The 21,675-nt window shown below is 72.6% G+C and carries 22 protein-coding genes; 8 read left to right on the top strand and 14 right to left on the bottom strand.

All coding sequences use genetic code 11. The features are described from left to right. The first annotated feature begins 86 nt into the window (after nucleotides 1-86). Nucleotides 87-692 carry a pentapeptide repeat-containing protein gene (locus ABC138_RS11465; protein WP_345913749.1) on the top strand — a complete coding sequence of 202 codons (606 nt, stop codon included), beginning with the start codon at nucleotides 87-89 and terminating at the stop codon, nucleotides 690-692. A 29-nt stretch (nucleotides 693-721) separates the two neighbouring features. Here ABC138_RS11465 and ABC138_RS11460 read toward each other — a convergent pair whose 3' ends face one another. Further along, on the bottom strand, nucleotides 722-1,333 hold the full coding sequence (locus ABC138_RS11460) for a TetR/AcrR family transcriptional regulator (RefSeq protein ID WP_245634743.1): 612 nt from the start codon (nucleotides 1,331-1,333) through the stop codon (nucleotides 722-724). A gap of 79 nt (nucleotides 1,334-1,412) precedes the next feature. On the opposite strand from ABC138_RS11460, the gene ABC138_RS11455 reads away from it, so the two are divergent. From ABC138_RS11455 to moaA, 4 genes are all read left to right on the top strand, one after another. Further along, complete coding sequence (locus ABC138_RS11455; protein WP_068323411.1) at nucleotides 1,413-2,567, top strand: acyl-CoA dehydrogenase family protein; 1,155 nt, start codon at nucleotides 1,413-1,415, stop codon at nucleotides 2,565-2,567. Nucleotides 2,568-2,690: 123 nt separating this feature from the next. Next, the gene (locus ABC138_RS11450; protein ID WP_068423259.1) at nucleotides 2,691-3,182 is read left to right on the top strand and encodes a MogA/MoaB family molybdenum cofactor biosynthesis protein; all 492 of its coding nucleotides are present in this window, start codon (nucleotides 2,691-2,693) and stop codon (nucleotides 3,180-3,182) included. Next, the gene (locus tag ABC138_RS11445) at nucleotides 3,182-3,625 is read left to right on the top strand and encodes a molybdenum cofactor biosynthesis protein MoaE (RefSeq protein WP_068322601.1); all 444 of its coding nucleotides are present in this window, start codon (nucleotides 3,182-3,184) and stop codon (nucleotides 3,623-3,625) included. The genes ABC138_RS11450 and ABC138_RS11445 overlap by 1 nt, the downstream gene beginning before the upstream one ends. Beyond that, nucleotides 3,625-4,623, top strand: a complete 999-nt coding sequence (gene moaA, locus ABC138_RS11440; protein ID WP_345913748.1) for a GTP 3',8-cyclase MoaA — start codon at nucleotides 3,625-3,627, stop codon at nucleotides 4,621-4,623. Before ABC138_RS11445 ends, moaA begins: the two co-directional genes overlap by 1 nt. A gap of 3 nt (nucleotides 4,624-4,626) precedes the next feature. Here the strand turns inward: moaA and ABC138_RS11435 are convergent, their stop codons facing one another. From ABC138_RS11435 to ABC138_RS11375, 13 genes are all read right to left on the bottom strand, one after another. Continuing rightward, on the bottom strand, nucleotides 4,627-4,866 hold the full coding sequence (locus tag ABC138_RS11435) for a MoaD/ThiS family protein (protein WP_068322607.1): 240 nt from the start codon (nucleotides 4,864-4,866) through the stop codon (nucleotides 4,627-4,629). After that, nucleotides 4,863-5,144, bottom strand: coding sequence for a DUF6457 domain-containing protein (locus tag ABC138_RS11430; RefSeq protein WP_068322609.1), 282 nt, complete (start codon nucleotides 5,142-5,144; stop codon nucleotides 4,863-4,865). The genes ABC138_RS11435 and ABC138_RS11430 overlap by 4 nt, the downstream gene beginning before the upstream one ends. Next, a complete protein-coding gene (locus ABC138_RS11425) occupies nucleotides 5,141-5,767 on the bottom strand; it encodes an NTP transferase domain-containing protein (protein WP_068322612.1) in 627 nt (208 codons plus the stop codon). Before ABC138_RS11425 ends, ABC138_RS11430 begins: the two co-directional genes overlap by 4 nt. After that, nucleotides 5,764-6,243: a cyclic pyranopterin monophosphate synthase MoaC gene (moaC, locus tag ABC138_RS11420; protein ID WP_068322615.1), complete on the bottom strand. Its 480-nt coding sequence runs from the start codon at nucleotides 6,241-6,243 to the stop codon at nucleotides 5,764-5,766. Before moaC ends, ABC138_RS11425 begins: the two co-directional genes overlap by 4 nt. Further along, a complete protein-coding gene (gene glp, locus ABC138_RS11415) occupies nucleotides 6,244-7,470 on the bottom strand; it encodes a gephyrin-like molybdotransferase Glp (RefSeq protein ID WP_338537824.1) in 1,227 nt (408 codons plus the stop codon). Continuing rightward, nucleotides 7,467-8,627, bottom strand: coding sequence for a ThiF family adenylyltransferase (locus ABC138_RS11410; RefSeq protein WP_345913747.1), 1,161 nt, complete (start codon nucleotides 8,625-8,627; stop codon nucleotides 7,467-7,469). The genes glp and ABC138_RS11410 overlap by 4 nt, the downstream gene beginning before the upstream one ends. A 19-nt stretch (nucleotides 8,628-8,646) precedes the next feature. Further along, a complete protein-coding gene (gene narI / locus ABC138_RS11405; RefSeq protein ID WP_068322624.1) occupies nucleotides 8,647-9,399 on the bottom strand; it encodes a respiratory nitrate reductase subunit gamma in 753 nt (250 codons plus the stop codon). Then, on the bottom strand, nucleotides 9,396-10,103 hold the full coding sequence (gene narJ / locus ABC138_RS11400; RefSeq protein WP_345913746.1) for a nitrate reductase molybdenum cofactor assembly chaperone: 708 nt from the start codon (nucleotides 10,101-10,103) through the stop codon (nucleotides 9,396-9,398). The genes narI and narJ overlap by 4 nt, the downstream gene beginning before the upstream one ends. Nucleotides 10,104-10,138: 35 nt before the next feature. Further along, on the bottom strand, nucleotides 10,139-11,806 hold the full coding sequence (gene narH / locus ABC138_RS11395; protein WP_338537827.1) for a nitrate reductase subunit beta: 1,668 nt from the start codon (nucleotides 11,804-11,806) through the stop codon (nucleotides 10,139-10,141). Further along, nucleotides 11,806-15,528, bottom strand: a complete 3,723-nt coding sequence (locus ABC138_RS11390) for a nitrate reductase subunit alpha (protein WP_068322634.1) — start codon at nucleotides 15,526-15,528, stop codon at nucleotides 11,806-11,808. Before ABC138_RS11390 ends, narH begins: the two co-directional genes overlap by 1 nt. Then, nucleotides 15,525-16,322, bottom strand: a complete 798-nt coding sequence (locus ABC138_RS11385) for a helix-turn-helix domain-containing protein (RefSeq protein ID WP_345913745.1) — start codon at nucleotides 16,320-16,322, stop codon at nucleotides 15,525-15,527. Before ABC138_RS11385 ends, ABC138_RS11390 begins: the two co-directional genes overlap by 4 nt. 200 nt (nucleotides 16,323-16,522) lie before the next feature. Continuing rightward, nucleotides 16,523-17,485, bottom strand: coding sequence for an acyl-CoA thioesterase II (locus ABC138_RS11380; RefSeq protein WP_338537830.1), 963 nt, complete (start codon nucleotides 17,483-17,485; stop codon nucleotides 16,523-16,525). 60 nt (nucleotides 17,486-17,545) lie between these two features. Further along, on the bottom strand, nucleotides 17,546-19,663 hold the full coding sequence (locus ABC138_RS11375) for a RecQ family ATP-dependent DNA helicase (RefSeq protein WP_345913744.1): 2,118 nt from the start codon (nucleotides 19,661-19,663) through the stop codon (nucleotides 17,546-17,548). An 88-nt stretch (nucleotides 19,664-19,751) separates the two neighbouring features. On the opposite strand from ABC138_RS11375, the gene ABC138_RS11370 reads away from it, so the two are divergent. Genes ABC138_RS11370 through ABC138_RS11360 form a run of 3 tightly spaced genes read left to right on the top strand, consistent with a single transcriptional unit; the run spans nucleotide 19,752 to nucleotide 21,650 of the window. Beyond that, nucleotides 19,752-20,207 (top strand): thioesterase family protein, encoded by a 456-nt coding sequence (locus tag ABC138_RS11370; protein ID WP_338537832.1) that lies wholly within the window; start codon nucleotides 19,752-19,754, stop codon nucleotides 20,205-20,207. Then, entirely contained in the window at nucleotides 20,204-20,833 is a 630-nt protein-coding gene (locus ABC138_RS11365; protein WP_345913743.1) for a hypothetical protein, read from the top strand. The genes ABC138_RS11370 and ABC138_RS11365 overlap by 4 nt, the downstream gene beginning before the upstream one ends. 22 nt (nucleotides 20,834-20,855) lie before the next feature. Beyond that, the gene (locus ABC138_RS11360; RefSeq protein ID WP_345913742.1) at nucleotides 20,856-21,650 is read left to right on the top strand and encodes an inositol monophosphatase family protein; all 795 of its coding nucleotides are present in this window, start codon (nucleotides 20,856-20,858) and stop codon (nucleotides 21,648-21,650) included. The last annotated feature ends 25 nt before the right edge of the window (nucleotides 21,651-21,675 follow it).

Below are 21,675 nucleotides of genomic sequence, written 5' to 3'. Positions count from 1 at the left end.
CGATAGCGCCAGCACGGGAGCAGCGACATAGCGAAAGCAGCCCTCGCGTCCCAGGTCCCGCTGGTGCCCACACCTAGGGTGCCGTCATGCCCTCACTCCTGGAGCAGGTCGCCGGTCGCACGAGCATCGTCGACGAGGTGCTCACCGGCTCCCTGGGCGAAGGGGAGGTCCTCTCCGGCGTGGAGATGGTCGGGTGCACGCTGCGCGACGCGTCCGTCGCGGGAGCGACGCTGTCGGGGGTGCGGCTCGAGGGCTGTGCCGTGGAGCGGGTCGACCTCTCCCGTGCCCGCCTGCCGGACTCGGTCGTCGATGGCTGCAGGTTCGTCGGGTGCAAGGCACTCGCGACGTCGTGGGCGATGCTGCGCGCCCCGGTGCTCGTGCCCGGTCCGAGCGCCTGGGTGGACTGCCAGCTGTCGATGGGCAGCTTCACCGGGCTTGACCTCACGGGTGCCCGCTTCGAGCGGTGCGTGCTGACGGACGCCGACTTCGACGGGGCCACCCTGGTCGAGGTCGTCTTCGACGAGTGCTCCCTGGGTGGGGCCCGCTTCGTCCGGGCGGACCTGCGGCGCGCCGACCTGCGCACTGCGCGCGACTTCGTCGTCGACGTGCGCGATGCCAGGGTCGAGGGGCTCCGGGCGGACCTGACCGGTGCGCTCGGGTTCCTCACCCCCTTCGGCATCGTCGTGGGGTAGGGCGGCGCCGGCCGGGGACCGGTGTCACGTCAGGGAGTGCGCGCCCCGACCAGCCGCAGGGCGAGCGCCCCGTAGGTCTCGCCGATGGCGGCCGGGGTGGTGCGCTTGATGCCCGGGTGGTACCAGCGAGCGACGTCGACGACGAGCGAGAGCGCGGCGAGCGCGGTGGCGCGCACGTCGTCGACGACGAACTCGCCGGACTCGACACCGGCGGTGATGATCCCCTCGACGACCGCGTCGATCTCACGACGCAGGGTGAGGACCTCGCGCTGGTGCTCGGGAGCGAGGTGGCGGAACTCGTACTGGACGATGCGGGCGACCTGGTGCTGCTCGGCGTGCCACCGGGCGAAGGTGGAGATGACCTCCTGGAGGGCGTCCGTGGGCGAGCCTGCCTGGGCCGCGGCCGAGGCCAGCGCGTCGCGGGCGCCCTCGTGCCCGACGCGGCTGAGCTGGAAGAGCAGGTCCTCCTTGCTCGCGAAGTGGACGTAGACGCCAGCCGGCGAGAGGCCGGCACGGGAGGCGATGTCACGCGTCGTCGTGGCATGGAACCCCTTGTCCGCGAAGGCGTCCGCGGCCGCCTCGAAGAGCCTCACGACGGTCGGGTTGTCGTGCTCGGGGAGAGAGGGCGTCGGCGTCGTCACGTTGACAGCATGCCCGCCGGGGGCGAGACTAAGCAAGCGCTTAGTGCGATGACGCACACCACGTTCCAGAGAGGTGACCATGCCCCGCAACATCTACGACGAGGACCACGAGTCCTTCCGCTCCTCCGTCAAGGAGTTCGTCGAGCGCACGCTCGTGCCCCGGGCGGACTCGATGATCGTCGAGCACACCATCCCCCGCGAGGTCTGGCTCGAGGCCGGCAAGCAGGGATTCTTCGGCCTGACGATCCCCGAGGAGTTCGGCGGCGCGGGCATCGAGGACTACCGCTTCAACGCCGTCCTCGCCGAGGAGCTGTCGAAGTTCAACGTGGCGGTCTCCTCCTGCTTCGGCATCCACGCCGACATCACCGCGCCCTACCTCGTGGCCATGGGGACGCAGGAGCAGAAGCAGCGCTGGCTGCCGAAGGTCGTCACCGGCGAGGCGATCATGTCGATCGGCATGACCGAGCCCTCCGGCGGCTCCGACCTGGCCGCGCTGAAGTCGACCGCCGTCAAGGCCGACGACGGCAGCGGCGACTGGGTGCTCAACGGCTCCAAGACCTTCATCACCAACGGCCACCAGTGCGACCTCGCGGTGGTCGCGGCCCGGACCGACCCGGCCAAGGGCGCCAAGGGCATCTCGCTCTTCGTCCTCGAGGCGAGCGACGAGGGCTTCACCAAGGGCCAGCCGCTGGACAAGGTCGGTCAGCCCGAGTCCGACACCTCCGAGCTCTTCTTCGAGAACGTCCGCCTCCCCGCGGACCGGCTCCTCGGTCCCGAAGGCATGGGCTTCATCACGATGATGCAGAAGCTCCCGCAGGAGCGCCTCGGCAACGCGATCGGCTGCGTCGCCCACGCCGGTCAGATCCTCCAGGAGACGATCGAGTACACCAAGGAGCGCAAGGCCTTCGGTCAGCCGATCGGCTCCTTCCAGCACAACAAGTTCAAGATCGCCGAGCTCGTCACGAGCATCGAGGTCGCCCGGGCCTACGTCGACGAGTGCGTCGTCGCGCACGCCGAGGGCAAGCTCAGCGCCGTCGACGCCGCCAAGGCGAAGTGGTGGGCCGCCGAGACCCAGAGCAAGGTCCTCGACGAGTGCGTCCAGCTGCACGGCGGCTACGGCTACATGAACGAGTACCGCGTGGCCCGCGCCTGGCGTGACGCCCGGATCAACAAGATCTGGGCCGGCACCAACGAGATCATGAAGGAGCTCATCGGGCGCGACCTCGGGCTCTGACCCGGGTCCGCACCCCCGACGCTGCACCGGCGGCCGGCCGCTCCGTGAGACACGGAGCCGCCGGCCCCCGTGCGCGCACCCGAGTTTGAGAGACTGGGGGAGACCACGAGCGAAGGGGGTCCGGTGAGCGACACCGTCCACGTCATCACGGTCTCCGACCGGGTGAGCTCCGGCGCGCGCGAGGACGTCTCCGGCGACGCCGCAGTCGAGCTCCTGCAGGCGGAGGGCCACACGGTCACCACGAGCCTCGTGCCCGACGGCGCGGACGCCGTCGAGGCAGCGCTGCGTGCCGCGCTCGCCGACGGTGCCCGACTCGTCGTCACCACGGGGGGCACCGGTCTCTCCCCGCGCGATCGCACCCCCGAGGGGACCGCGCCCGTGCTCGACCGCGAGGTGCCCGGGCTGGCGGAGCTGCTCCGTGCCGAGGGCGCGCGGCAGACCCCCTTCGCCGCCATCTCGCGCGGTCTCGTCGGCATCGTCGACGCGAGCGACGAGTGTCCCGGCGCGCTCGTCGTCAACCTCCCCGGCAGCACGAAGGGGGTGACGCAGGGCCTGCAGGTCCTGCTGCCCCTCGTCGGCCACGTCCTCGACCAGATCTCCGGAGGCGACCACTGATGGCCGACCTGACCCGCATCGCCCGCATCGCGACCGACGAGGTCGACCTCGCCGGGGTGCTCGCGAGCGTCGACGACCCCGGCCACGGGGCGGTGGCGAGCTTCGTCGGGCAGGTGCGCGACCACGACCCCGAGGCCGGCGGCAGGGTCGTCGCGCTGCGCTACACCTGTCATCCCGACGCGCCGCGCCTGGTCGTCGAGATCGTCGAGCGCGTCCTGCGCGACCTCGACCCGCAGGGCGAGGCGAGCGTGCACGCCGTGCACCGCGTCGGGGACCTCGAGGTCGGCGACCTCGCGCTCGTCGTGGCCGTGGGGACCGCGCACCGGGACCTCGCCTTCACGATCTGCCGGGCGCTCGTCGAGGCGGTCAAGCACGAGCTGCCGGTGTGGAAGCAGCAGTTCGAGGCGGACGGCACGCACGCGTGGTCGGGGTTGAGCTGCTGATGACCCGCCCGCTGGTCGACCCCCACGGCCGCCTCCACCGCGACCTGCGCGTCTCGCTCACCGACAAGTGCAACCTGCGGTGCACGTACTGCATGCCCGCCGAGGGCCTGCCGTGGCTGCCCAAGGACGAGCTGCTCACGACACCGGAGCTGCTGACCCTCGTCGAGGCGGCCGTGACGGCCGGCATCAGCGAGGTGCGGCTCACCGGCGGCGAGCCGCTCGTGCGCCCCGACGTCGTCGAGATCGTCGCGGCGATCGCGGCGATGGAGGGCCCCGAGGGCGCGCCCGAGGTGTCGATGACGACCAACGGCCTGGGGCTGACCAAGGTGGCCGCAGCCCTCGCCGAGGCCGGGCTCGCCCGGGTCAACGTCAGCCTCGACACCCTGCGGCCCGAGCGTTTCCACGAGATCACCCGCCGCGACCGCTTCGACGAGGTCGTCGCCGGCATGGCGGCGGCCCACGACGCCGGCCTGCGGCCGGTCAAGGTCAACTCCGTGCTGCAACGGGGGATCAACGACGACGAGGCCGTCGACCTCACGCGCTGGGCGGTCGAGCGCGGGTACGAGCTGCGGTTCATCGAGCAGATGCCGCTGGACGCGCAGCACACGTGGCAACGCACCGAGATGGTCACGGGCGCGGAGATCTTCGAGCAGCTGCGCACGGCCTTCGAGCTCACCGAGGTGCCCGGTCGAGGAGCCGCCCCGGCCGAGCGCTTCCACGTCGACGGTGGGCCGGCGACCGTGGGCGTCATCGCCTCGGTGACGATGCCCTTCTGCGGCTCGTGCGACCGGTTGCGCCTCACCGCGGACGGCCAGCTGCGCAACTGCCTCTTCGCGCGCGGGGAGACCGATCTGCGTGGACCGCTGCGCTCCGGGGCGAGCGAGGCCGAGGTCCACGAGCTCGTCCACGCCTGCCTGGCCACCAAGCGTCCCGGGCACGGGATCAACGAGCCCGGGTTCCTCCAGCCGCCGCGGCCGATGAGCGCGATCGGCGGCTGAGCATCAGCCCCCGGCGAAGGGGGGCAGCACGTCGATCGTCGCGCCGGCGGTGACCGGGGTGTCGCCGTCGTCGACGTAGCGCCCGGCGTGCAGCACCGAGCACCGCTGCAGGACCTCCGTCAGCCGTGCACCGTGGGCCGCCTCGGCCTGCGCGAGGACCTCGCCCACGGTCCTCCCGTCCAGGCGTTCCTCGTCGGTGCCGGCGGCCTCGGCCGCTGCCGCGAAGTACCTGATCGTCGTCATGCCTGCTCCTCCTGCTCACGGTCGGTGATCGTCGCCTCGAGCGCCTGGCTCAGGGAGTCCACGTCGACCGGCCGGCCCTGCTCCTGCAGGTGCCCGACGGCGACCCCGAGGATGTAGGCGCCGACCGGCGCCATCGGGCGCTCGAAGCCGTGGGCGATCGTCTTGGTCATCGCGTGGATGGTCACCACGTCGACGCACTCGGGGTCGATGCCGACCGCGGCGCAGGCGTCCTCGATCCAGTCCGCCCACAGCGCGCGGGTCGTCTCGAGATCGGTCACGGTGCCTCCTCGTCGCGCAGTCGCTCCACCCAGCGGGCGTGGTCGGTCCAGGTGTCGATGTCGGCCACGTCGTCGTCGCTCGCCGGCACGGTGACGAGCACCGACTGCCCGAGCAGGCTCTTCATCGACCGGTCCCTGGGCGGGCCCAGCCGTTCCAGCGCTCGCCGCAGGGACGCCGTGCGGTGGATCCCGAGCAGCCACTGGGGATGCCCCGTGGAGTCCTCCAGGCACCAGCCGTCGTGCTCTGCCGTGTCCACGTCCGCGCTGCGCTGTGCGTACGACCAGGCGGCGAGCAGCCGGCCGAGGGCGGGGAGGGGGTCGGCGAGGTCGCAGGCGAGCAGCACGGTCCAGTCGGCGGCACCGTCGGCAGCCAGCGCGTCGAGGCCGGCGGCCACCCCCGCGACGGGGCCGCCGAGCGGCGGGTCCTCGAGGGTGCGGTGCACGCCGGGGGGGACGTCGACGTCGCCGACGACGACGATCTCGCGGGCGTCGGAGACGGCGACGAGCACGCGGTCGACGAGGCGTGCGCCGCCGAGCTCGACATCGGGCTTGCTCGCCCCGCCGAGCCGCTCGGCGGCACCCCCGGCGAGGACGACGGCGTCGAAGGGGATGGGCTCGCTCATGCGTCCTCCCGGGTCCAGGTGCCACTGCGACCGCCGGTCTTCTCCAGCAGCCGCACGTCGGTGATGTGGGCGCCGCGGTCACGTCCCTTGACCATGTCGATGACGGCGAGCGCCGCGACGGTGACGCTCGTGAGCGCCTCCATCTCGACGCCGGTGCGGTCGGCCGTGCGCACGGTCGCGGTGATCTCCACGCCCGCGTCGGTGATCTCCAGGTCGACGACCGCCCCGTGGACCCCGATGACGTGGGCGAGCGGTAGCAGCTCGGGGGTCTTCTTGGCCGCCTGGATCCCGGCGATGCGCGCGACGGCGAGCACGTCCCCCTTCGGCACGGTGCCGTCCCGCAGGAGCGCGACCGTCTCGGGGGAGGTGGCCACCCGTCCGGCCGCGGTCGCGGATCGCACGGTCGGGGTCTTGTCGGTGACGTCGACCATGCGGGCGTGCCCGCGGTGGTCGAGGTGGGTGAGGGGGTGATTCATCTACAGGCTCCTGATCTGCACGAGGTCGCCGGGCTCGACGGCATCGGTCTCCTCGGCGACGACCGCCAGCGCCTGCGCGCCGGCGAGCGAGGTGACCATGTGGGAGGCCGAGCCGCGCGCGTGGCTGGGGGTCGCGACGAGCCGTCCGACGTCGTCGCTGGACAGGACGACCGGGACGTACTGGCGGCGTCCCGCGGGGGAGCGCCACGCCGACCCGGCCACGGCCCGGGTCGGCCCGGGCAGGGGCGCGCGGCCGAGGAGCCGGTCGAGCAGCGGACGGCCGAAGACCTCGAAGGAGATCGCCGTCGAGACCGGGTTGCCCGGCAGGGCGAGCACCGGCACCTCGCGCCAGCGGGCCCATCCCTGCGGCTTGCCCGGCTGCATGCGCACGTGGCGGAAGGTCGCGCCCGAGCGCTCCAGCACGATCCGCGAGACGTCGAAGTCGCCGACGCTCACCCCGCCGGTGAGCAGGACGAGGTCCGCGCCGGAGGTCAGCTCGTCGAGTCCCGCGGCGAAGGCCTCGGTGTCGTCCGTGAGCACGACCGTGGCCCGGACCTCGGCGCCCAGCTCGCGCAGGGTGGCGGCGAGGTGGGTGCCGTTGGACTCGAAGATCTGCCCCCGCGCGAGCGGGGTGCCGGGGGCGACGAGCTCGTCGCCGGTCGCGGCGATCGCGACGACGGGGCGGCGGCGGACCGTGACGGTCGCGGTCCCGGCCGCGGCGAGCGACCCGAGCACCCGCGCGGTGACGGTGGTCCCGGCGGCCGCGACGACGTCGCCCCCGCGCACGTCCTCGCCCGCGCCGCGGACGTGCTGCCCGCGCTCGCCGACCCGGGCGATCGTCACCTCCGCAGTCCCGCCGTCGGTGGCCTCGACGGGGACGATCGTGTCGGCGCCGGTCGGGACGGGCGCGCCGGTCATGATGCGCACGCACTGCCCCGGTGCGAGTGCCGGGTCCTCGCCCGAGCCGGCGGGCACGGCGCCGACGACCTGGAGGATGGTGGGCAGCGTGCCCAGGTCCTCCCGCCGCACCGCGTAGCCGTCCATGGCCGAGTTGGCGAAGGCCGGGACGTCGCCGACCGCCGTCACCGGCTGCGCGAGCACGCGCCCGAGCGCGTCGGGGAGCGGGACCTCCTCGGTCTCGTCGAGGGGCCCGGACCCGTCGAGCAGGTGGGTCAGCAGCTCGTCGAGGTACTCCTCGACCGTGAGCAGCACGCGGTCGGTGGTCATGGGGTCTCCGGGGTGTGCGGGACGGGGTCGGGCCAGGCGAGCATCCCACCGTCGAGGACGAGCAGCCGGTCGTGCCCGCGCGCCAGCAGGGCGCTCGCGGCGAGCCGGGCCCGTGGCCCAGCGCGGCAGACGAGGACGACGTCCCGGTCGGTCGGGACCTCCGCCGCCGCGGTGGGGTCGGAGGTCAGCCGAGCGACGGGGATGTGCACGGCGCCGGGGACGACCCCCGCGGCCAGCTCGTGATCCTCGCGCACGTCCAGGACGAAGGGGGCGTCCGCCCCAGCCAGACGAGCGGCCAGCTCCGCGGCGGAGAGCGTCGGGACGCCCGGCTCCTCCGGGGGTGCTGGTGCCGTGCGGGCCGGGCGGGGCGTCCCCGCCGCCCGCGGGTGCCGCGCGACGAGGGGGATCTCGCGCTGGGTCGCGGCGAGCACGTCGATGAAGAGCAGCCGCCCGAGCAGGGGCGCTCCGACACCGGTGATGAGCTTGATGGCCTCGGTCGCCATCATCGAGCCGACCTGCCCGACGAGCGGCCCGACGACCCCGGCGTCGCCGCAGGCCGGCACGCTGCCGGGGGCCGGCGGCTCGGGGAAGAGGTCCCGCAGACCGGGCGCCGGCAGTCCCTCGGGTGCCCCCGGCCAGAAGACGGTCAGGTGGGCCTCGGTGCGGTACACCGCCGCCCACACGAGCGGGATCCCGAGCTCGTCGCAGGCGTCGGCGACGGCGTAGCGCGTCTCGAAGTTGTCGCTGCCGTCGAGCACGAGGTCGTGGTCGGCGAGCAGCTGACGGGCGTTGTCCGCGTCGAGGTGCTCGCGCACGCCGACGACCTCGATGTCGGGGTTGAGCGCCCGCACCCGCTCCAGAGCGCTGTCGACCTTGGGGCGGCCGACGTCGCCCGTCGCGTGGATGACCTGTCGCTGCAGGTTGGTCTCGTCGACGCGGTCGTCGTCGACCACCGTGAGGCGCCCGACGCCCGCGCCCGCGAGGTACAGCAGCGAGGGGGAGCCGAGCCCTCCCGCACCGATGACGGCGACCCGGGCGGCGAGGAGGCGACGTTGTCCCCCTTCGCCGATCGTGGGCATGAGGAGGTGGCGCGAGTACCGGCTCACCTGGTCCCCGGTGAGCGCCGGACCGGGAGCCACGAGCGGGGAGAGGGTCATGGTGCCGACGGTAGCCCGGTCACCTCCGGCTGGGCAGGTCGGGCTTGTCCCAGCCACGGCGCGGCGCCGAGGTGCCCGTGCCGTACCCGCTGCGGGCGTCCCGGGAGCGGTAGACCAGGTAGGGCCGGGTGAGGTACCCGACGGGTGCGCTGAAGACATGGACGAGCCGGGTGAACGGCCACATCGCGAAGAGCCCCATGGCGACGAGGGCGTGCAGCTTGAAGCCGATCGGCGCGTCCTGCATCAGCTGGGCGTCCGGACGGAAGGTGAAGACCCCGCGCCACCACGGCGAGACCCCGTCACGGTAGTTGTACTCGCCGCCGAACTGCAGGAGCGAGCCGGCGACGGTGTTCCACATGCCCAGGACGATGACGGCGGCGAGGAAGACGTACATCACCTTGTCGTTCGTCGTGGTGGCGGAGAAGACCGGGCCGGTCGTGCGCCGGCGGTAGACGAGGATGGCCAGGCCCACGAGGGTCGCGATGCCGGCCGGGATGCCGCCGGCCAGCGCGATGACGTGGTAGGCGTGCCGGCTCAGGCCGAGCGCGTCGGTCCACACCTGCGGGATGACCAGGCCGATGACGTGACCGGCGATGACGCCGAGCATGCCGAAGTGGAAGAGCGGGCTGCCGATGCGCAGCAGCCGGTCCTCGTAGAGCTGGGAGGAGCGCGTCGTCCAGCCGAACTTGTCGTACCGGTAGCGCCAGACGTGCCCGACGACGAAGGTCGCCAGGGTGAGGTAGGGGACGATGACCCAGAGGAAGGTGCTCATCGGGGGGCTCCTACGGGGATGGTCGCGCCGAGGTGGGACGCGGCGGGAGGCGAGGGACGAAGGGGGCCGGCCAGGTGCTCGTCGAGCGCCGGGTCCTGCGCGTAGGGGGCGGTGTCGATGCCGACGTCCTCCTGCGGCGGGCCCTCGGCGATGAGGCGGCCGAGCGCCTCCTCGTCGTCGCCCCGCAGCCGGGGGAGGGTGGCGCGCAGCGCCCGGACGGCGGGCAGCCACGGGGACTGCTTGCCGGTGAGGGCGGTGTGCAGCAGCTCGATCCCGACGCGGTGGTCGTTGAGCAGCCGCCACGCCGTGTCCGGGTCGCAGGTGGCACCGAACTCGAGCAGGACGCACAGGTGGTCGGGCAGCTCGGCGTCCTCGTCGTCCAGCTGCACCCCGGCGGCCCGGTAGGCCTGCTTGAACTGCACGAGCGCGACCCCCCGCTTCCGGGTGTCACCGTGCAGGAAGTAGGTCAGGTGCAGCGCGCACCGACGGGTCACGTCGAAGGTGTCGACGTACTGCGCCTGCAGGTCGGTCAGGTCGGTGCGCTCGATGTGGTCGAGGAGGTCGACGAGGGGCTCGCCGACCGAGGCCGGCAGCCCCTGCGCGCTCTGGCGCAGGACGGGGACGAGCGCGACGAGACGCTCGTCGGGGTAGTCGAGGAGCAGCGAGATCACCTGCCAGGCGTCGGCGAGGGCCCGTCCCTGCACGGCGGGCTCGCTCCTGCGGTGGCGTCGCCAGGGCATCATGGCCGGTCACCGCGCGACTGGTCCGGGAAGAGCCCCTCTGGGGTGCCCTTGCCGTCCCAGTTGAGCAGGTTGACCCGGCCGGCCTTCGTGCCACCCGCGACGAGCTGGTCGGAGGTCTGCCGCTCCTGCAGCATCTGGAAGTTCTCCACCGCCACCGGGGTGAGGGCACCACGGCCGGACCCCTCGCCGAAGGGGCCGGACAGGTCGATCTCCTCGTCGTAGCCGGAGACGGCGCAGTCCGTGGCGAGCTCCTCGAGCCCGTGGGCCTGCTCGCCGTGGGCGGTGGGGATCACGTAGCGCTCGTCGTACTTGGCCAGGGCGAGCAGGCGGTACATGTCGTACATCGCCTCCTCCTCCATGCCGACGGCCTCCGGGATCTCCGCCCGGGGGTCGCGGCCGAGGTTGATGTCGCGCATGTAGCTGCGCATGGCGGCGAGCTTCTTGAGCACCTCGTCGACCGGCCGGACGTCGCCGGCGGTGAAGAGGTTGGCGAGGTACTCGACCGGGATGCGCAGGGTGTCGATGGCCGCGAAGAGGTTGTCCTTGTCCTCGCCGTCGTACCCGGTGTCCTTGATGACGTCGACGACCGGCGACAGCGGCGGGATGTACCAGACCATCGGCATGGTGCGGTACTCCGGGTGCAGGGGGAGCGCCACCTTGTAGTCCATGATCAACCGGCGCACCGGCGAGGCCTTGGCGGCCTCGACCCAGTCACCGGGGATGCCGGCCTGCTCTGCGGCCCGCTGCACCTGCGGGTCGAAGGGGTCGAGGAAGACCGAGCGCTGGGCCTCGTAGAGGTCGTGGTCGTCCTCCACCGAGGCCGCGTCGAGGACCCGGTCGGCGTCGTAGAGCATGATCCCGATGTAGCGCAGGCGTCCCACGCAGGTCTCGGCGCAGACCGTCGGGATGCCCACCTCGACCCGCGGGTAGCAGAAGGTGCACTTCTCCGCCTTGCCGGTCTTGTGGTTGAAGTAGACCTTCTTGTAGGGGCACCCGGTGACGCACATGCGCCAGCCGCGGCACTGGTCCTGGTCGACGAGGACGATGCCGTCCTCCTCGCGCTTGTAGATCGCGCCGGAGGGGCAGGAGGCCGCGCAGCTGGGGTTGAGGCAGTGCTCGCAGATCCGCGGCAGGTAGAACATGAAGGTCTGGTCGAACTCGAACTTCACCTTGTCCTCGATGCCCTTGAGCATCGGGTCCTTGACGGCGTGCTCGAGGCTGCCGCCCAGGTCGTCGTCCCAGTTGGCCGACCACGACACGTTCATCTTCTTGCCGGAGATCAGCGAGTAGGGACGCGCGACGGGGAAGTGCTTCTGGGCCGGGGCGTTGAGCAGGGTCTCGTAGTCGTAGGTCCACGGCTCGTAGTAGTCGTGGATGCTCGGCATCTTCGGGTTGGAGAAGATGTTGAGCAGCTTGTTGATCCGTCCCCCCGCCCGCAGCTTGAGGCGACCGTTGGCGGCGCGCTCCCAGCCCCCCTTCCACTCCTCCTGGTCCTCGTAGCCGCGCGGGTAGCCCAGACCCGGGCGGGTCTCGACGTTGTTGAACCACACGTACTCGGTGCCCGAGCGGTTGGTCCACGCCTGCTTGCAGGTGACCGAGCAGGTGTGGCACCCGATGCACTTGTCGAGGTTCATGACCATCGCCATCTGTGCCATGACGCGCATCAGTACTGGACCTCCTGGTTGGTGCGACGACGGATCATCGTGACCTCGTCGCGGTTGTTGCCCGTGGGCCCGATGTAGTTGAAGAAGTAGGACAGCTGGGCGTAGCCGCCGATGATGTGGCTCGGCTTGAGCAGGATCCGGGTCAGGCTGTTGTGGATGCCGCCCCGTCGCTGGTCGGTCTCGGTGAGCGGCACGTCGATCAGCCGGTCCTGCGCGTGGTGCATGAAGACGGTGCCCTCCGGCATGCGGTGGCTCACCACCGCGCGTGCCGCGACGACGCCGTTGCGGTTGACCGCCTCGATCCAGTCGTTGTCCTTGACGCCGATCTTGGCGGCGTCGACGTCGGACATCCACACGGTCTGCCCGCCGCGGCTGAGGCTGAGCATGAAGAGGTTGTCCTGGTACTCCGAGTGGATGGACCACTTGTTGTGCGGGGTCAGGTACCGCACGCTCACCCCGAGCTCGGTCTGCTCGCCGATCGGTGTCTCCCCGAACAGGCGGGTCATGTTGAGCGGTGGTCGGTAGGTGGGCAGCCCCTCGCCCATGCCGAGCATCCAGTCGTGGTCGACGAAGAACTGCTGGCGTCCGGTGAGGGTGTGGAAGGGCTTGTGCCGCTCGATGTTGATGGTGAAGGGGGCATAGCGCCGACCGCCGGACTCGCTGCCCGACCACTCGGGGGAGGTGATGACCGGCACGGGCGCCGCCTGGGTGTCGGCGAAGGTGATCAGCTTGCCCTCGTGCTCGGCGGCCAGGTCGTGCAGCCGGGTGCCGGTGCGCTTCTCGAGCGCCTTGAAACCCTGGGTCGACAGGTGGCCGTTGGTCGTGCCCGACAGGTGCATGATCGCCTCGGCGACGTGGATGTCGGTCTCGAGCCGGGGGCGGCCGTCGCCGGCGCCGCCGTGGACCGTGCCGTTGCGCTGGCGCAGCAGGTCGATCTCGCGCGAGGGGTCGTAGGGCACCCCCTTCGTGACCATGCCGACGGTGTCGAGGAGCGGGCCGATCGAGGTCATCTTGTCGTACACCGCGGTGTAGTCGCGGGTCACCTCGGCCAGGACCGGCAGGGTCTTGCCGGGGACCGCCTCGCACTCTCCCTTCGCCCAGTCCAGGACGCGCCCGTGGACGGTCGCCATGGCCTCGGGGGTGTCGTGCCACAGGGGCTTGGCGACGACGTCGGTGCGGGTGCCGAGGTGGTCGGCCGCGAGCTCGGAGAAGCGCTTGGCGATGACCTTCCACGTGTCCCAGTCGTTCTTGGACTGCCACGGGGGCGCGATCGCCGGGTTGAAGGAGTGGATGAAGGGGTGCATGTCGGTGGTGTTGATGTCGTGCTTCTCGTACCAGGTGGCCGCCGGCAGGACGACGTCCGACAGCAGGGTCGAGCTCGTCATGCGGAAGTCGAGGGTGACGAGCAGGTCGAGCTTGCCCTCCGGGGCCTCGTCGGCCCAGACGACGTCCTGCGGGCGGTGCGCCTCGTCGGCCTCACGCGCCTTGACGGCGTTGTCCGTGCCGAGCAGGTGCCGCAGGAAGTACTCGTTGCCCTTGGCCGAGCTGCCGAAGAGGTTGGCCCGCCACAGCGACAGGATCCGCGGGTGGTTGTCCTCCGCCTCGGGGTCCTCGATCGCGAAGCGCAGGCTGCCCTCGGTGAGGGAGCGTGCCACGTACTCGCCGACGGGGACACCGGCCTCCTTGGCCTCGTCGGCGACGACGAGCGAGCTGCGGTCGAACTGCGGGTAGCTCGGGGTCCACCCCAGCCGCACCGACTGGGCGAGCAGGTCCATCGTCGTGCGTCCGGCGAAGGTGCCCGTGCTGCCGTTGACCTCGTCGGCGTCGAAGGTGTCGTAGCGGTACTGGCTCGTGTTGACGTACCAGTACGCCGTCTGGTTCATGTGCCGTGGCGGGCGGACCCAGTCGAGCGCGAAGGCCATGTGCTGGAAGCCCATGAGGGGGCGCACCTTCTCCTGGCCGACGTAGTGGGCCCAGCCGCCGCCGTTGCGTCCCTGGCAGCCGGTGATCGTCGTCAGGACGAGCATCGCCCGGTAGATCTGGTCGGAGTGGTACCAGTGGTTGGTGCCGGCGCCCATGAGGATCATCCCGCGGCCGGTCGTGTCGATGGCGTTGTCCGCCCACTCGCGCGACAGGCGCACGATCTGCTCGACGGGCACACCGGTGATCTCGGCGCCCCACGCCGGGGTGGCGGGGACGCTCGGGTCCTCGTAGCCCGTGGGCCAGGCGCCGGGCAGACCCTCGCGGGCGACGCCGTAGTGGGCCAGCATCAGGTCGAGGACGGTCGTCACGAGGTGGTCGCCGACGCGGCGCACCGGGACGCCGCGTCGCTCGGTGCCCATCTCGCCGTCGAGGTTGTCGAAGCGCGGCAGCTCGACCTCCACCGACTGCGCCTCGCCGTAGAGGCTCAGGCGCGGGCGCACGTCGCCGAGCTCGAGGTTCCAGCGGCCCAGGCCCTCGTCACCGAAGCGGTGGCCGATGGAGCCGTTGGGGATCACGACCTCGTCGCTCACCTCGTCGATGACCGCGGTCTTCCACATCGCGTTCTGCGAGGTCTGCTCCGGGTTGTCGAAGTCGCCGGCGACGAGGAACTTCGAGGGGGCGTACCCCCCTTCGCTCGTGGGCTCGAGGGTGACGAGGTAGGGCAGGTCGGTGTACTGCCGGTTGTAGTCGGTGAAGAAGTCGACCTGCCGGTCGACGAAGTACTCCTTGAGCAGCACGTGGCCCATCGCCATGGCCAGCGCCCCGTCCGTGCCCGGCGCCGCGGCGACCCACTCGTCGGCGAACTTCACGTTCTCCGCGTAGTCGGGGGCGACGGCGATGACCTTCTGCCCCCGGTAGCGGGCCTCGGTCATCCAGTGGGCGTCGGGGGTGCGGGTGAGCGGGACGTTGGAGCCCCACATGATGAGGTAGGCCGCGTCCCACCAGTCGCCCGACTCGGGGACATCGGTCTGGTCTCCGAACATCTGCGGCGAGGCATTGGGCAGGTCGGCGTACCAGTCGTAGAAGGAGAGCATCGGTGCGCCGATGAGCTCGTTGAAGCGGGCGCCGGAGACGTAGCTGACCTGCGACATCGCGGGGATCGGGGAGAAGCCGGCGATGCGGTCCGGGCCCCACCGCTTGATCGTGTAGACATAGGCGGCCGAGACCATGTCGACCACCTCCTCCCACGTGGCGCGGACGAGCCCGCCCTTGCCACGGCCGCTCTTGTAGGTGCGGGTCAGCTCGGGGTCCTGCACGATCGAGCCCCAGGCGACGACGGGGTCGCCGTAGCGCTCCTTGGCCTCGCGGAACATCTGGAGCAGGGTGCCGCGGACGTAGGGGTAGCGCACGCGGGTGGGTGAGTAGGTGTACCAGGAGAAGGCGGCACCTCGGGGGCAGCCTCGCGGCTCGTACTCGGGACGGTCGCCGCCGGTGCTCGGGTAGTCGGTCTGCTGCGCCTCCCACGTGATGATCCCGTCCTTGACGTAGATCTTCCACGAGCACGACCCGGTGCAGTTGACGCCGTGCGTCGAGCGCACGACCTTGTCGTGGCTCCAGCGGTCGCGGTAGAAGGCGTCGCCGCTGCGTCCGCCCTCGACGAACATCGCCCGGTGGTCCTGCGAGATCCCCGCCCGGGTGAAGAAGCGCCGGGTGCCGACGAGCGCCTCGGACAGCGGCCCGTCGAGCCCGGCGGAGCGGGGGAGGTCGGTGGTGGGTCCACCGGTGGGCGAAGGGGTCATGCGGTGCCTCCTCGAGGGGCGAACGGGGTCCGGGTGGTCACGTGGGCGGTGCAGCGGGTGGGGGTGGCGAAGGGGGTGAGCTCGAGCTCGGCACCGGGCTCGCCGAGGACCTCGAGCGTGCCGCGCATGAGCCCGCGGTGGACGGCGCACACGACCTCGGGCCGGCTGCGGGCGAGCTCGATGAAGGGGCAGCCGATGATGTCGATGTCGGCGGTGCGGCCCTCGGCGCTCGTGCGCAGGTCCGGGGTGTAGCCCCAGTCGCGCAGGACGTCGATCATCCGGCCGACCGTGGCCAGCCAGGCGCCGGGGGAGGTGGCCGGCCCGGAGGGCGGACGGTCGCCGAGCAGCCGGGCGGCGTGCTCGTGGGCCCAGGCCGCGCCGGCCTGCTCCGGGGTGAGCGGGCTGCCGTCCTCGGTCCGCGCCGTGAAGGTCTCCGCGAGGAGCTCCGCGAGCCGGACGAAGGCCTCGTCGCGCTGCGGCGCCGGCAGGCTCTCGCGGGCGATGGCGTACTTCTTGCGCGGGCGTCCGACGCCGCGGGTGCGCACGGAGTGGGTGGTCAGCAGTCCGCCCGCCACGAGCCGCTCCAGGTGGAAGCGGACGGTGGTCACGTGGAGCCCGGCGAGCTCGCCCAGCTCCTGTGCGGTCAGGCCCTCTTCCCGCCGCCCCGCGGGCAGGGCGGCCAGGGTCTCGACGAGGTCACGACGCACGGCCGAGTCCAGCAGGTCGCTCCCGCCGCCGGCCTCCTGCGGGGCCACAGTGCTACGGCGTCCGGGCTGGGCCGGTGTGCTCGTCACAGTCCGGAGTCTGCCAGATAAAAATGATTGGCACGAGGTGGACGCGGGCGCGGCATCGGCTGTGAATTGGGCAACAGGACGATGTCGTAGAACATTGGATCATCGCGGATCTCGGCAGCGGGGCGGCCGGTCGTCCGCCGACTGGCAGCCCCACCCGGGCCGCGCGGGGCGGGCCGGGGACGCGAATTTAGAGGAAGGGCTCAGGCAGTGCCGTCGGCCCGGGGCGGCTTGATCCGCACCATCGCCTCCTGGGCGATGGTCGCGACGAGCGCCCCGTCCTCGTTGAAGACCTTGCCGACCATGAGACCGCGGCCGGAGCGGGTCGACGGGGACTCCTGGTCGTACAGCAACCAGGCACCCGGGTCGACCGGTCGGTGGAACCAGATGGTGTGGTCGATCGTCGCGGCGGTCAGCCCGGGCTCCGCCCAGGTCAGCCCGTGGGCACGCAGCATGGTGTCGATGGGGGTGTAGTCGGAGGCGAAGGCGAGCACGGCGCAGCGGGTCAGCTGGTCGTGGGGCAGCTGGGCGACGGTGCGGAACCACACCCGCTGACGGCCCTCGTGGTCGGGTGCGGGGACGACCGTCACGTCGCCGTCGACGTAGCGGTGGTCGACGGGCCGGCTGGCGATGTACTCCGCACGGGGGTGGTCGACCTGCGCGAACGCGTCCGCGACCGACTCGAGGTCCTCGGGGTAGGGCACCTCGGGCATCGACAGGTGGTGGTCCAACCCGTCGGAGGGGTCCTGGAAGGAGGCGGTCATCGACAGGATGGGTCGTCCGTGCTGCAGCGCGTGGACCCGCCGGGTCGAGAAGGACCGGCCGTCCCGCATGCGCTCGACGGCGAAGCGGATCGGCAGGCTGGAGTCGCCCGGCCGCATGAAGTACGCGTGAAGGGAGTGCGGCATGCGGTGCGGCATCTCGGGCAGGACCGTGCGTCCGGCCGCGACGAGCGCCTGCGCGAGGACCTGGCCGCCGAAGACCCGGCCGTGGGGCATCGCGATGCTCTCGCCCTCGAAGACGTCGGCGGCGCTCGCGCCGAGCTCGCCCACCCCTTCGGGACCCTCGACCCGGATCGTCGCGTGCCCGACCTCCTCGAGGTCCAGGGCCGCCAGGGCCGTGCTCAGCGCGATGCGCTGTGCCTGCTCGATCGACTCTGCGGTCATGGGGCTCCTCGACTGGTGGTCAACGACGTGACTCTAGGCGACGACGTGGGGGACGTGTCGTCAGCCGTCCAGGCCGAGGACGAAGGGGAGGACCTCCTGCGCCCCGGCACGCCGCAGGGCGCGCGCGGCGACGGTGAGGGTCCACCGCGAGTGGGCGATGTCGTCGACGAGCAGCACCGGCCCGCTGAGACCGGGCAGGGCGGCGGCGAGCTCCGGGCCGACCGCGAGCCGCTCCCACACGCCCGAGAGCCGGTAGGCGGAGTTGCCGCCGGGGTCGCCGACCGGTCCGCCGTCGACGAGGTCGAGCGTCCCGAGGACAGGCAGACGGCCGATCTGGCCGAGCTGCTCGGCGAGGGAGGTGACGAGGGTGGGCCGGCTGCGGGACGGGACCACGACGATGCCGGCGGGCCGGGTCTGCCAGCCCCACTCGGCGAGGACGCGGACGACGGCGCGGACCACCTGGTCGGGCACCGGCTGGTCCTGCGCCAGGAGGTCGCGCACCCGCGGTCCCCAGCCGAGGTCGGTGACGCGGGCCAGGGCGCGGCCGGGTGACATCCCCTCGGTCGGCGGGATCTTGCCCCTGACCGGCACGCCGAGCCGGTCCATGCCGGTGGGCCACTGCGCGCGCGGGTCGAGGTCGACACCGGCGCGGTCCAGGGTCGAGCGGGCGGACCCGAGGGCCTCGGCCGCGACGTCCGCGTCGATCCACGGTCCCGCGCAGCGGTCGCAGCGGCCGCAGTCCTGCGCGCTCGGGTCGTCCAGGGTGCGCTGGAGGAAGGCCATGCGGCACCCGTCCGTCGCGATGTAGTCGAGCATGTGCTGCTGCTCCGCCTGGCGGGCAGCGGCGACGCGCTCGTAGCGCTCGGCGTCGTAGACCCACGGCTGGCCGGTGCCGATCCAGCCGCCGCTCACGCGCTGGACGGCGCCGTCGACGTCGAGCACCTTGAGCAGCAGCTCCAGCCGGGTGCGCCGGATATCGACGATGGTCTCCAGGGCCGCGGTCGACAGCGCGCGCCCGGCCTCGGCCAGGGCCGTGAGCACCGCCGCGGCCTGGTCCTCGCGCGGCATGGACGCCGAGGCGAAGTGCTCCCAGATCGACACGTCGTCGTGCCCGGGCAGGAGGACGACGTCCGCCCGCTCGGTGGCGCGACCGGCGCGACCGACCTGCTGGTAGTACGCCACCGGCGAGGACGGGGCCCCGAGATGGACGACGAAGCCCAGGTCCGGCTTGTCGAAGCCCATGCCGAGCGCGCTCGTCGCCACCAGCGCCTTGACCTCGTTGCGCCGCAGGGCCTCCTCCATCGACGCGCGCTCCTCGGCGTCGGAGCGCCCGGTGTACGCGGCCACCGTGTGCCCGGCCTCCTGCAGGGCGGCGGCCACGTCCTCGGCGGCGCTCACGGTCAGCGTGTAGACGATGCCGCTGCCCTCGAGCTGCCCGAGGTGGGTGGCGAGCCACGCGAGGTGCTGGTCCATCCCGGCGCGGGGCAGCACCGCCAGCCGCAGGCTGTCGCGCGCGAGCTGTCCGCGCACGGTGAGCACCTCGTCCTGCGTCCCCGCCGCGAGCTGCTCCTCGACGTCGTGCACGACCCGCTCGTTGGCCGTCGCCGTCGTCGCGAGCACCGGCGTGCCCTGCGGGAGCTCCCCGAGCAGGTCCTTGATCCGGCGGTAGTCGGGCCGGAAGTCGTGCCCCCAGTCGCTCACGCAGTGCGCCTCGTCGACGACGAGCAGGCCGCACCGTCGGGTGAGGTCGGGCAGCTGCTCCGCGCGGAAGCGCGGGTTGTTGAGCCGCTCCGGGCTCACGAGGAGCACGTCGACCTCGTCGCGCGCGAGGCGGTCTCGCACCTCGTCCCACTCCTGGGCGTTGGCGGAGTTCATCGACACGGCACGCACCCCGGCGCGCTCGGCCGCCGCGATCTGGTCACGCATGAGGGCGAGGAGGGGGGAGACGATGAGGGCGGGGCCGGCTCCCTTCGCCCGCTGCAGCCGCGAGGCGACGAAGTACACGGCCGACTTGCCCCAGCCGGTGCGCTGCACGACGAGGACGCGACGGCCGCCGCCGACCAGCGCCTCGATCGCCTCGAGCTGGCCGTCGCGGAAGGTGACGTCGTCGCGTCCGACGAGCCGGCGCAGGACCGCGGTCGCGTCGTCGGCCAGGGTCGTGGTGGTGGAGGTGCTCATGACGTCCACCGTAGGCGAGCCCACCGACGTCGCCGTGGGCTGCGGACACCCTGGGGACGGGCGACCGAGCCGGTGGGAGACTGTGGACATGACCAGCCAGAGCCCTGCCCACCCCAGGTTCACGGCGGAGGTGGTCCTGCGCTGGGGCGACATGGACGCCTTCGGCCACGTCAACAACGTGCAGTACCACCGGCTCCTCGAGGAGGCACGCATCAGGGCCTTCGGCGAGTGGTTCCACTCCAGCGGCGGCGACACGATGCTCCGCTCCGGCGTGCTCCTCGCGCGGCAGGAGATCGAGTACCTCGAGCAGATGGTCTACCGGCCCGAGCCGATCGCCATCGAGATGTGGGTGACCCAGGTCGGCGGCGCCACCTGGGACATGGGCTACGAGATCCGCGACCGCGACATGCTGTACGCCCGGGCAGAGTCCACGCTCGTCGCGTTCGACCTCGCCGCGCAGGGCCCTCGACGGCTGACTGCGGACGAGCGGGCCGCTCTCGGCTCGCTGCTCGGCGAGCCCGTCGCGATGCGCCGCCGGCGATGACCCCCCTTCGTCTCGCCGACGAGGAGTCCGCGGCCGACCTCACCACCTACCTCAGCCGGGCCAAGCGGGTCGACGAAGGGGGCGACGTGCGCCTCCAGGCGGTCGGTCCGGTCCTCGCGGCCTGGACCTGCGTGCTGCCCGGCCGCGGCCTGGGCAACGGTGGGCTCGTGCTGGGCCTGCGGACCTTCGCCCTGGCCGAGCCGGTCGAGCGCGACCTCACCGTGCCGATCGCGGCCGTGACCGACCGGCTCGCGCGCGGCGGCACCGAGGTGCCCGACCCGCCGATGACCTCCGCGCCCACGTGGGCCGCGATCAGCCCGCCGCGCTCCGGCTGGGAGCCCGTCGGGCGCGTGCCGGACGAGCTGCTGCTCGCCCATGCCCGCGAGGGGGTCGCCGAGGTCGCCGAGGGGGCTCCCGACGGCTCGGGCGCCGCGGCCGTTGCCGACCTGCGCGCCCGGGTGTGGGGACGGCCCACCCGGACGACGCCGCCGGTGCCGGCGGGGACGGCCTTCGGGCTGCACGCGCTCGGCTTCCTGCGGCCCACCGCCGGTGCCGTCGCGCAGGTGCACGCGGCCGGGCCGTGGACCCGGGTGGCGACCGACCGGGGCTTCGTCATCGCCCGCTGAGGACGGCCATAGTGTGGGGCGCGTGGACGACCACCTCGCCGACCTGCCCGCCGACATCGAGGACGCGGCCCTCGCCGCCGCGCTGACCCGACGGGCCGCGGAGCTGGCCGCCCGCATGCGCGCCGACGGGCTCGTGGGGCAGGCCAAGACCTCGATCTCCGACGTGGTGACGGCCGCCGACCACGCGGCCGAGGAGCTCGTGGAGGGCGCCCTGCGTCGCCTGCGGCCCGACGACGGCATCCTCGGCGAGGAGGGCGCCGAGGCCGAGTCGCGGTCCGGCCGCACCTGGGTCGTCGACCCGGTCGACGGGACGTACAACTTCCTCGCCGGGCTCGGGACGTGGTGCAGCGCGCTGGCCCTGCGCGACACCGACGGGCTGGTCCTGGGCGCCGTGCACCAGCCCGCCGTCGACGAGGCCTGGCTCGGCGGGCGCGACCTGCCGACCTCGCTCAACGGCACGGCCGCGGGGGAGCTCGCGGACCTGCCGCTCGCCGAGGTGGCCATGGCGACCTACCTGCACCCCGCCGTCCTGCACGTCGACGACCTGCGCGAGCCGTGGCTGGCGGCCATCGCTGGCGCGGCGACGGTGCGGATGTTCGGCTCCGGCTCGTGCGACCTCGCCGCCGTCGCCGCGGGCCGCATCGGCGTGTGGGCCCAGCAGTCGGTGCCGGAGTGGGACTGGCTGCCCGGTGCCGCCCTCGTCACCGCGGCGGGCGGCCGCGCGGAGCAGGTCGAGGTGCGCGGCCACGTGTGGAGCGTCGCCGGGCGCCCCACGGCCGTCGAGCAGGTCCTCGCGGCGCTGCGCAGCCGGGTCTGATCAGGGTCGAGCCGCACGACCGGCC

The sequence above is a fragment of the Janibacter sp. LM genome (assembly GCF_039631275.1).
Taxonomy (GTDB): Bacteria; Actinomycetota; Actinomycetes; order Actinomycetales; family Dermatophilaceae; genus Janibacter; species Janibacter terrae.
Note: the sequence above shows the minus strand (reverse complement) of the source record. Positions and strands in the feature narration are given on the sequence as shown.

Bases quoted from the DNA above. Each gene is read 5' to 3' on its own strand.
- narI (WP_068322624.1), bottom strand. From the start codon at position 9,399: ATGAGCACCTTCCTCTGGGTCATCGTCCCCTACCTCACCCTGGCGACC.
- moaA (WP_345913748.1), top strand. From the start codon at position 3,625: ATGACCCGCCCGCTGGTCGACCCCCACGGCCGCCTCCACCGCGACCTG.
- ABC138_RS11370 (WP_338537832.1), top strand. From the start codon at position 19,752: ATGACCAGCCAGAGCCCTGCCCACCCCAGGTTCACGGCGGAGGTGGTC.
- ABC138_RS11375 (WP_345913744.1), bottom strand. From the start codon at position 19,663: ATGAGCACCTCCACCACCACGACCCTGGCCGACGACGCGACCGCGGTC.
- ABC138_RS11455 (WP_068323411.1), top strand. From the start codon at position 1,413: ATGCCCCGCAACATCTACGACGAGGACCACGAGTCCTTCCGCTCCTCC.
- narH (WP_338537827.1), bottom strand. From the start codon at position 11,806: ATGCGCGTCATGGCACAGATGGCGATGGTCATGAACCTCGACAAGTGC.
- moaC (WP_068322615.1), bottom strand. From the start codon at position 6,243: ATGAATCACCCCCTCACCCACCTCGACCACCGCGGGCACGCCCGCATG.
- ABC138_RS11365 (WP_345913743.1), top strand. From the start codon at position 20,204: ATGACCCCCCTTCGTCTCGCCGACGAGGAGTCCGCGGCCGACCTCACC.
- ABC138_RS11380 (WP_338537830.1), bottom strand. From the start codon at position 17,485: ATGACCGCAGAGTCGATCGAGCAGGCACAGCGCATCGCGCTGAGCACG.
- ABC138_RS11435 (WP_068322607.1), bottom strand. From the start codon at position 4,866: ATGACGACGATCAGGTACTTCGCGGCAGCGGCCGAGGCCGCCGGCACC.
- ABC138_RS11390 (WP_068322634.1), bottom strand. From the start codon at position 15,528: ATGACCCCTTCGCCCACCGGTGGACCCACCACCGACCTCCCCCGCTCC.
- glp (WP_338537824.1), bottom strand. From the start codon at position 7,470: ATGACCACCGACCGCGTGCTGCTCACGGTCGAGGAGTACCTCGACGAG.
- ABC138_RS11425 (WP_068322612.1), bottom strand. From the start codon at position 5,767: ATGAGCGAGCCCATCCCCTTCGACGCCGTCGTCCTCGCCGGGGGTGCC.
- ABC138_RS11410 (WP_345913747.1), bottom strand. From the start codon at position 8,627: ATGACCCTCTCCCCGCTCGTGGCTCCCGGTCCGGCGCTCACCGGGGAC.
- ABC138_RS11465 (WP_345913749.1), top strand. From the start codon at position 87: ATGCCCTCACTCCTGGAGCAGGTCGCCGGTCGCACGAGCATCGTCGAC.
- ABC138_RS11445 (WP_068322601.1), top strand. From the start codon at position 3,182: ATGGCCGACCTGACCCGCATCGCCCGCATCGCGACCGACGAGGTCGAC.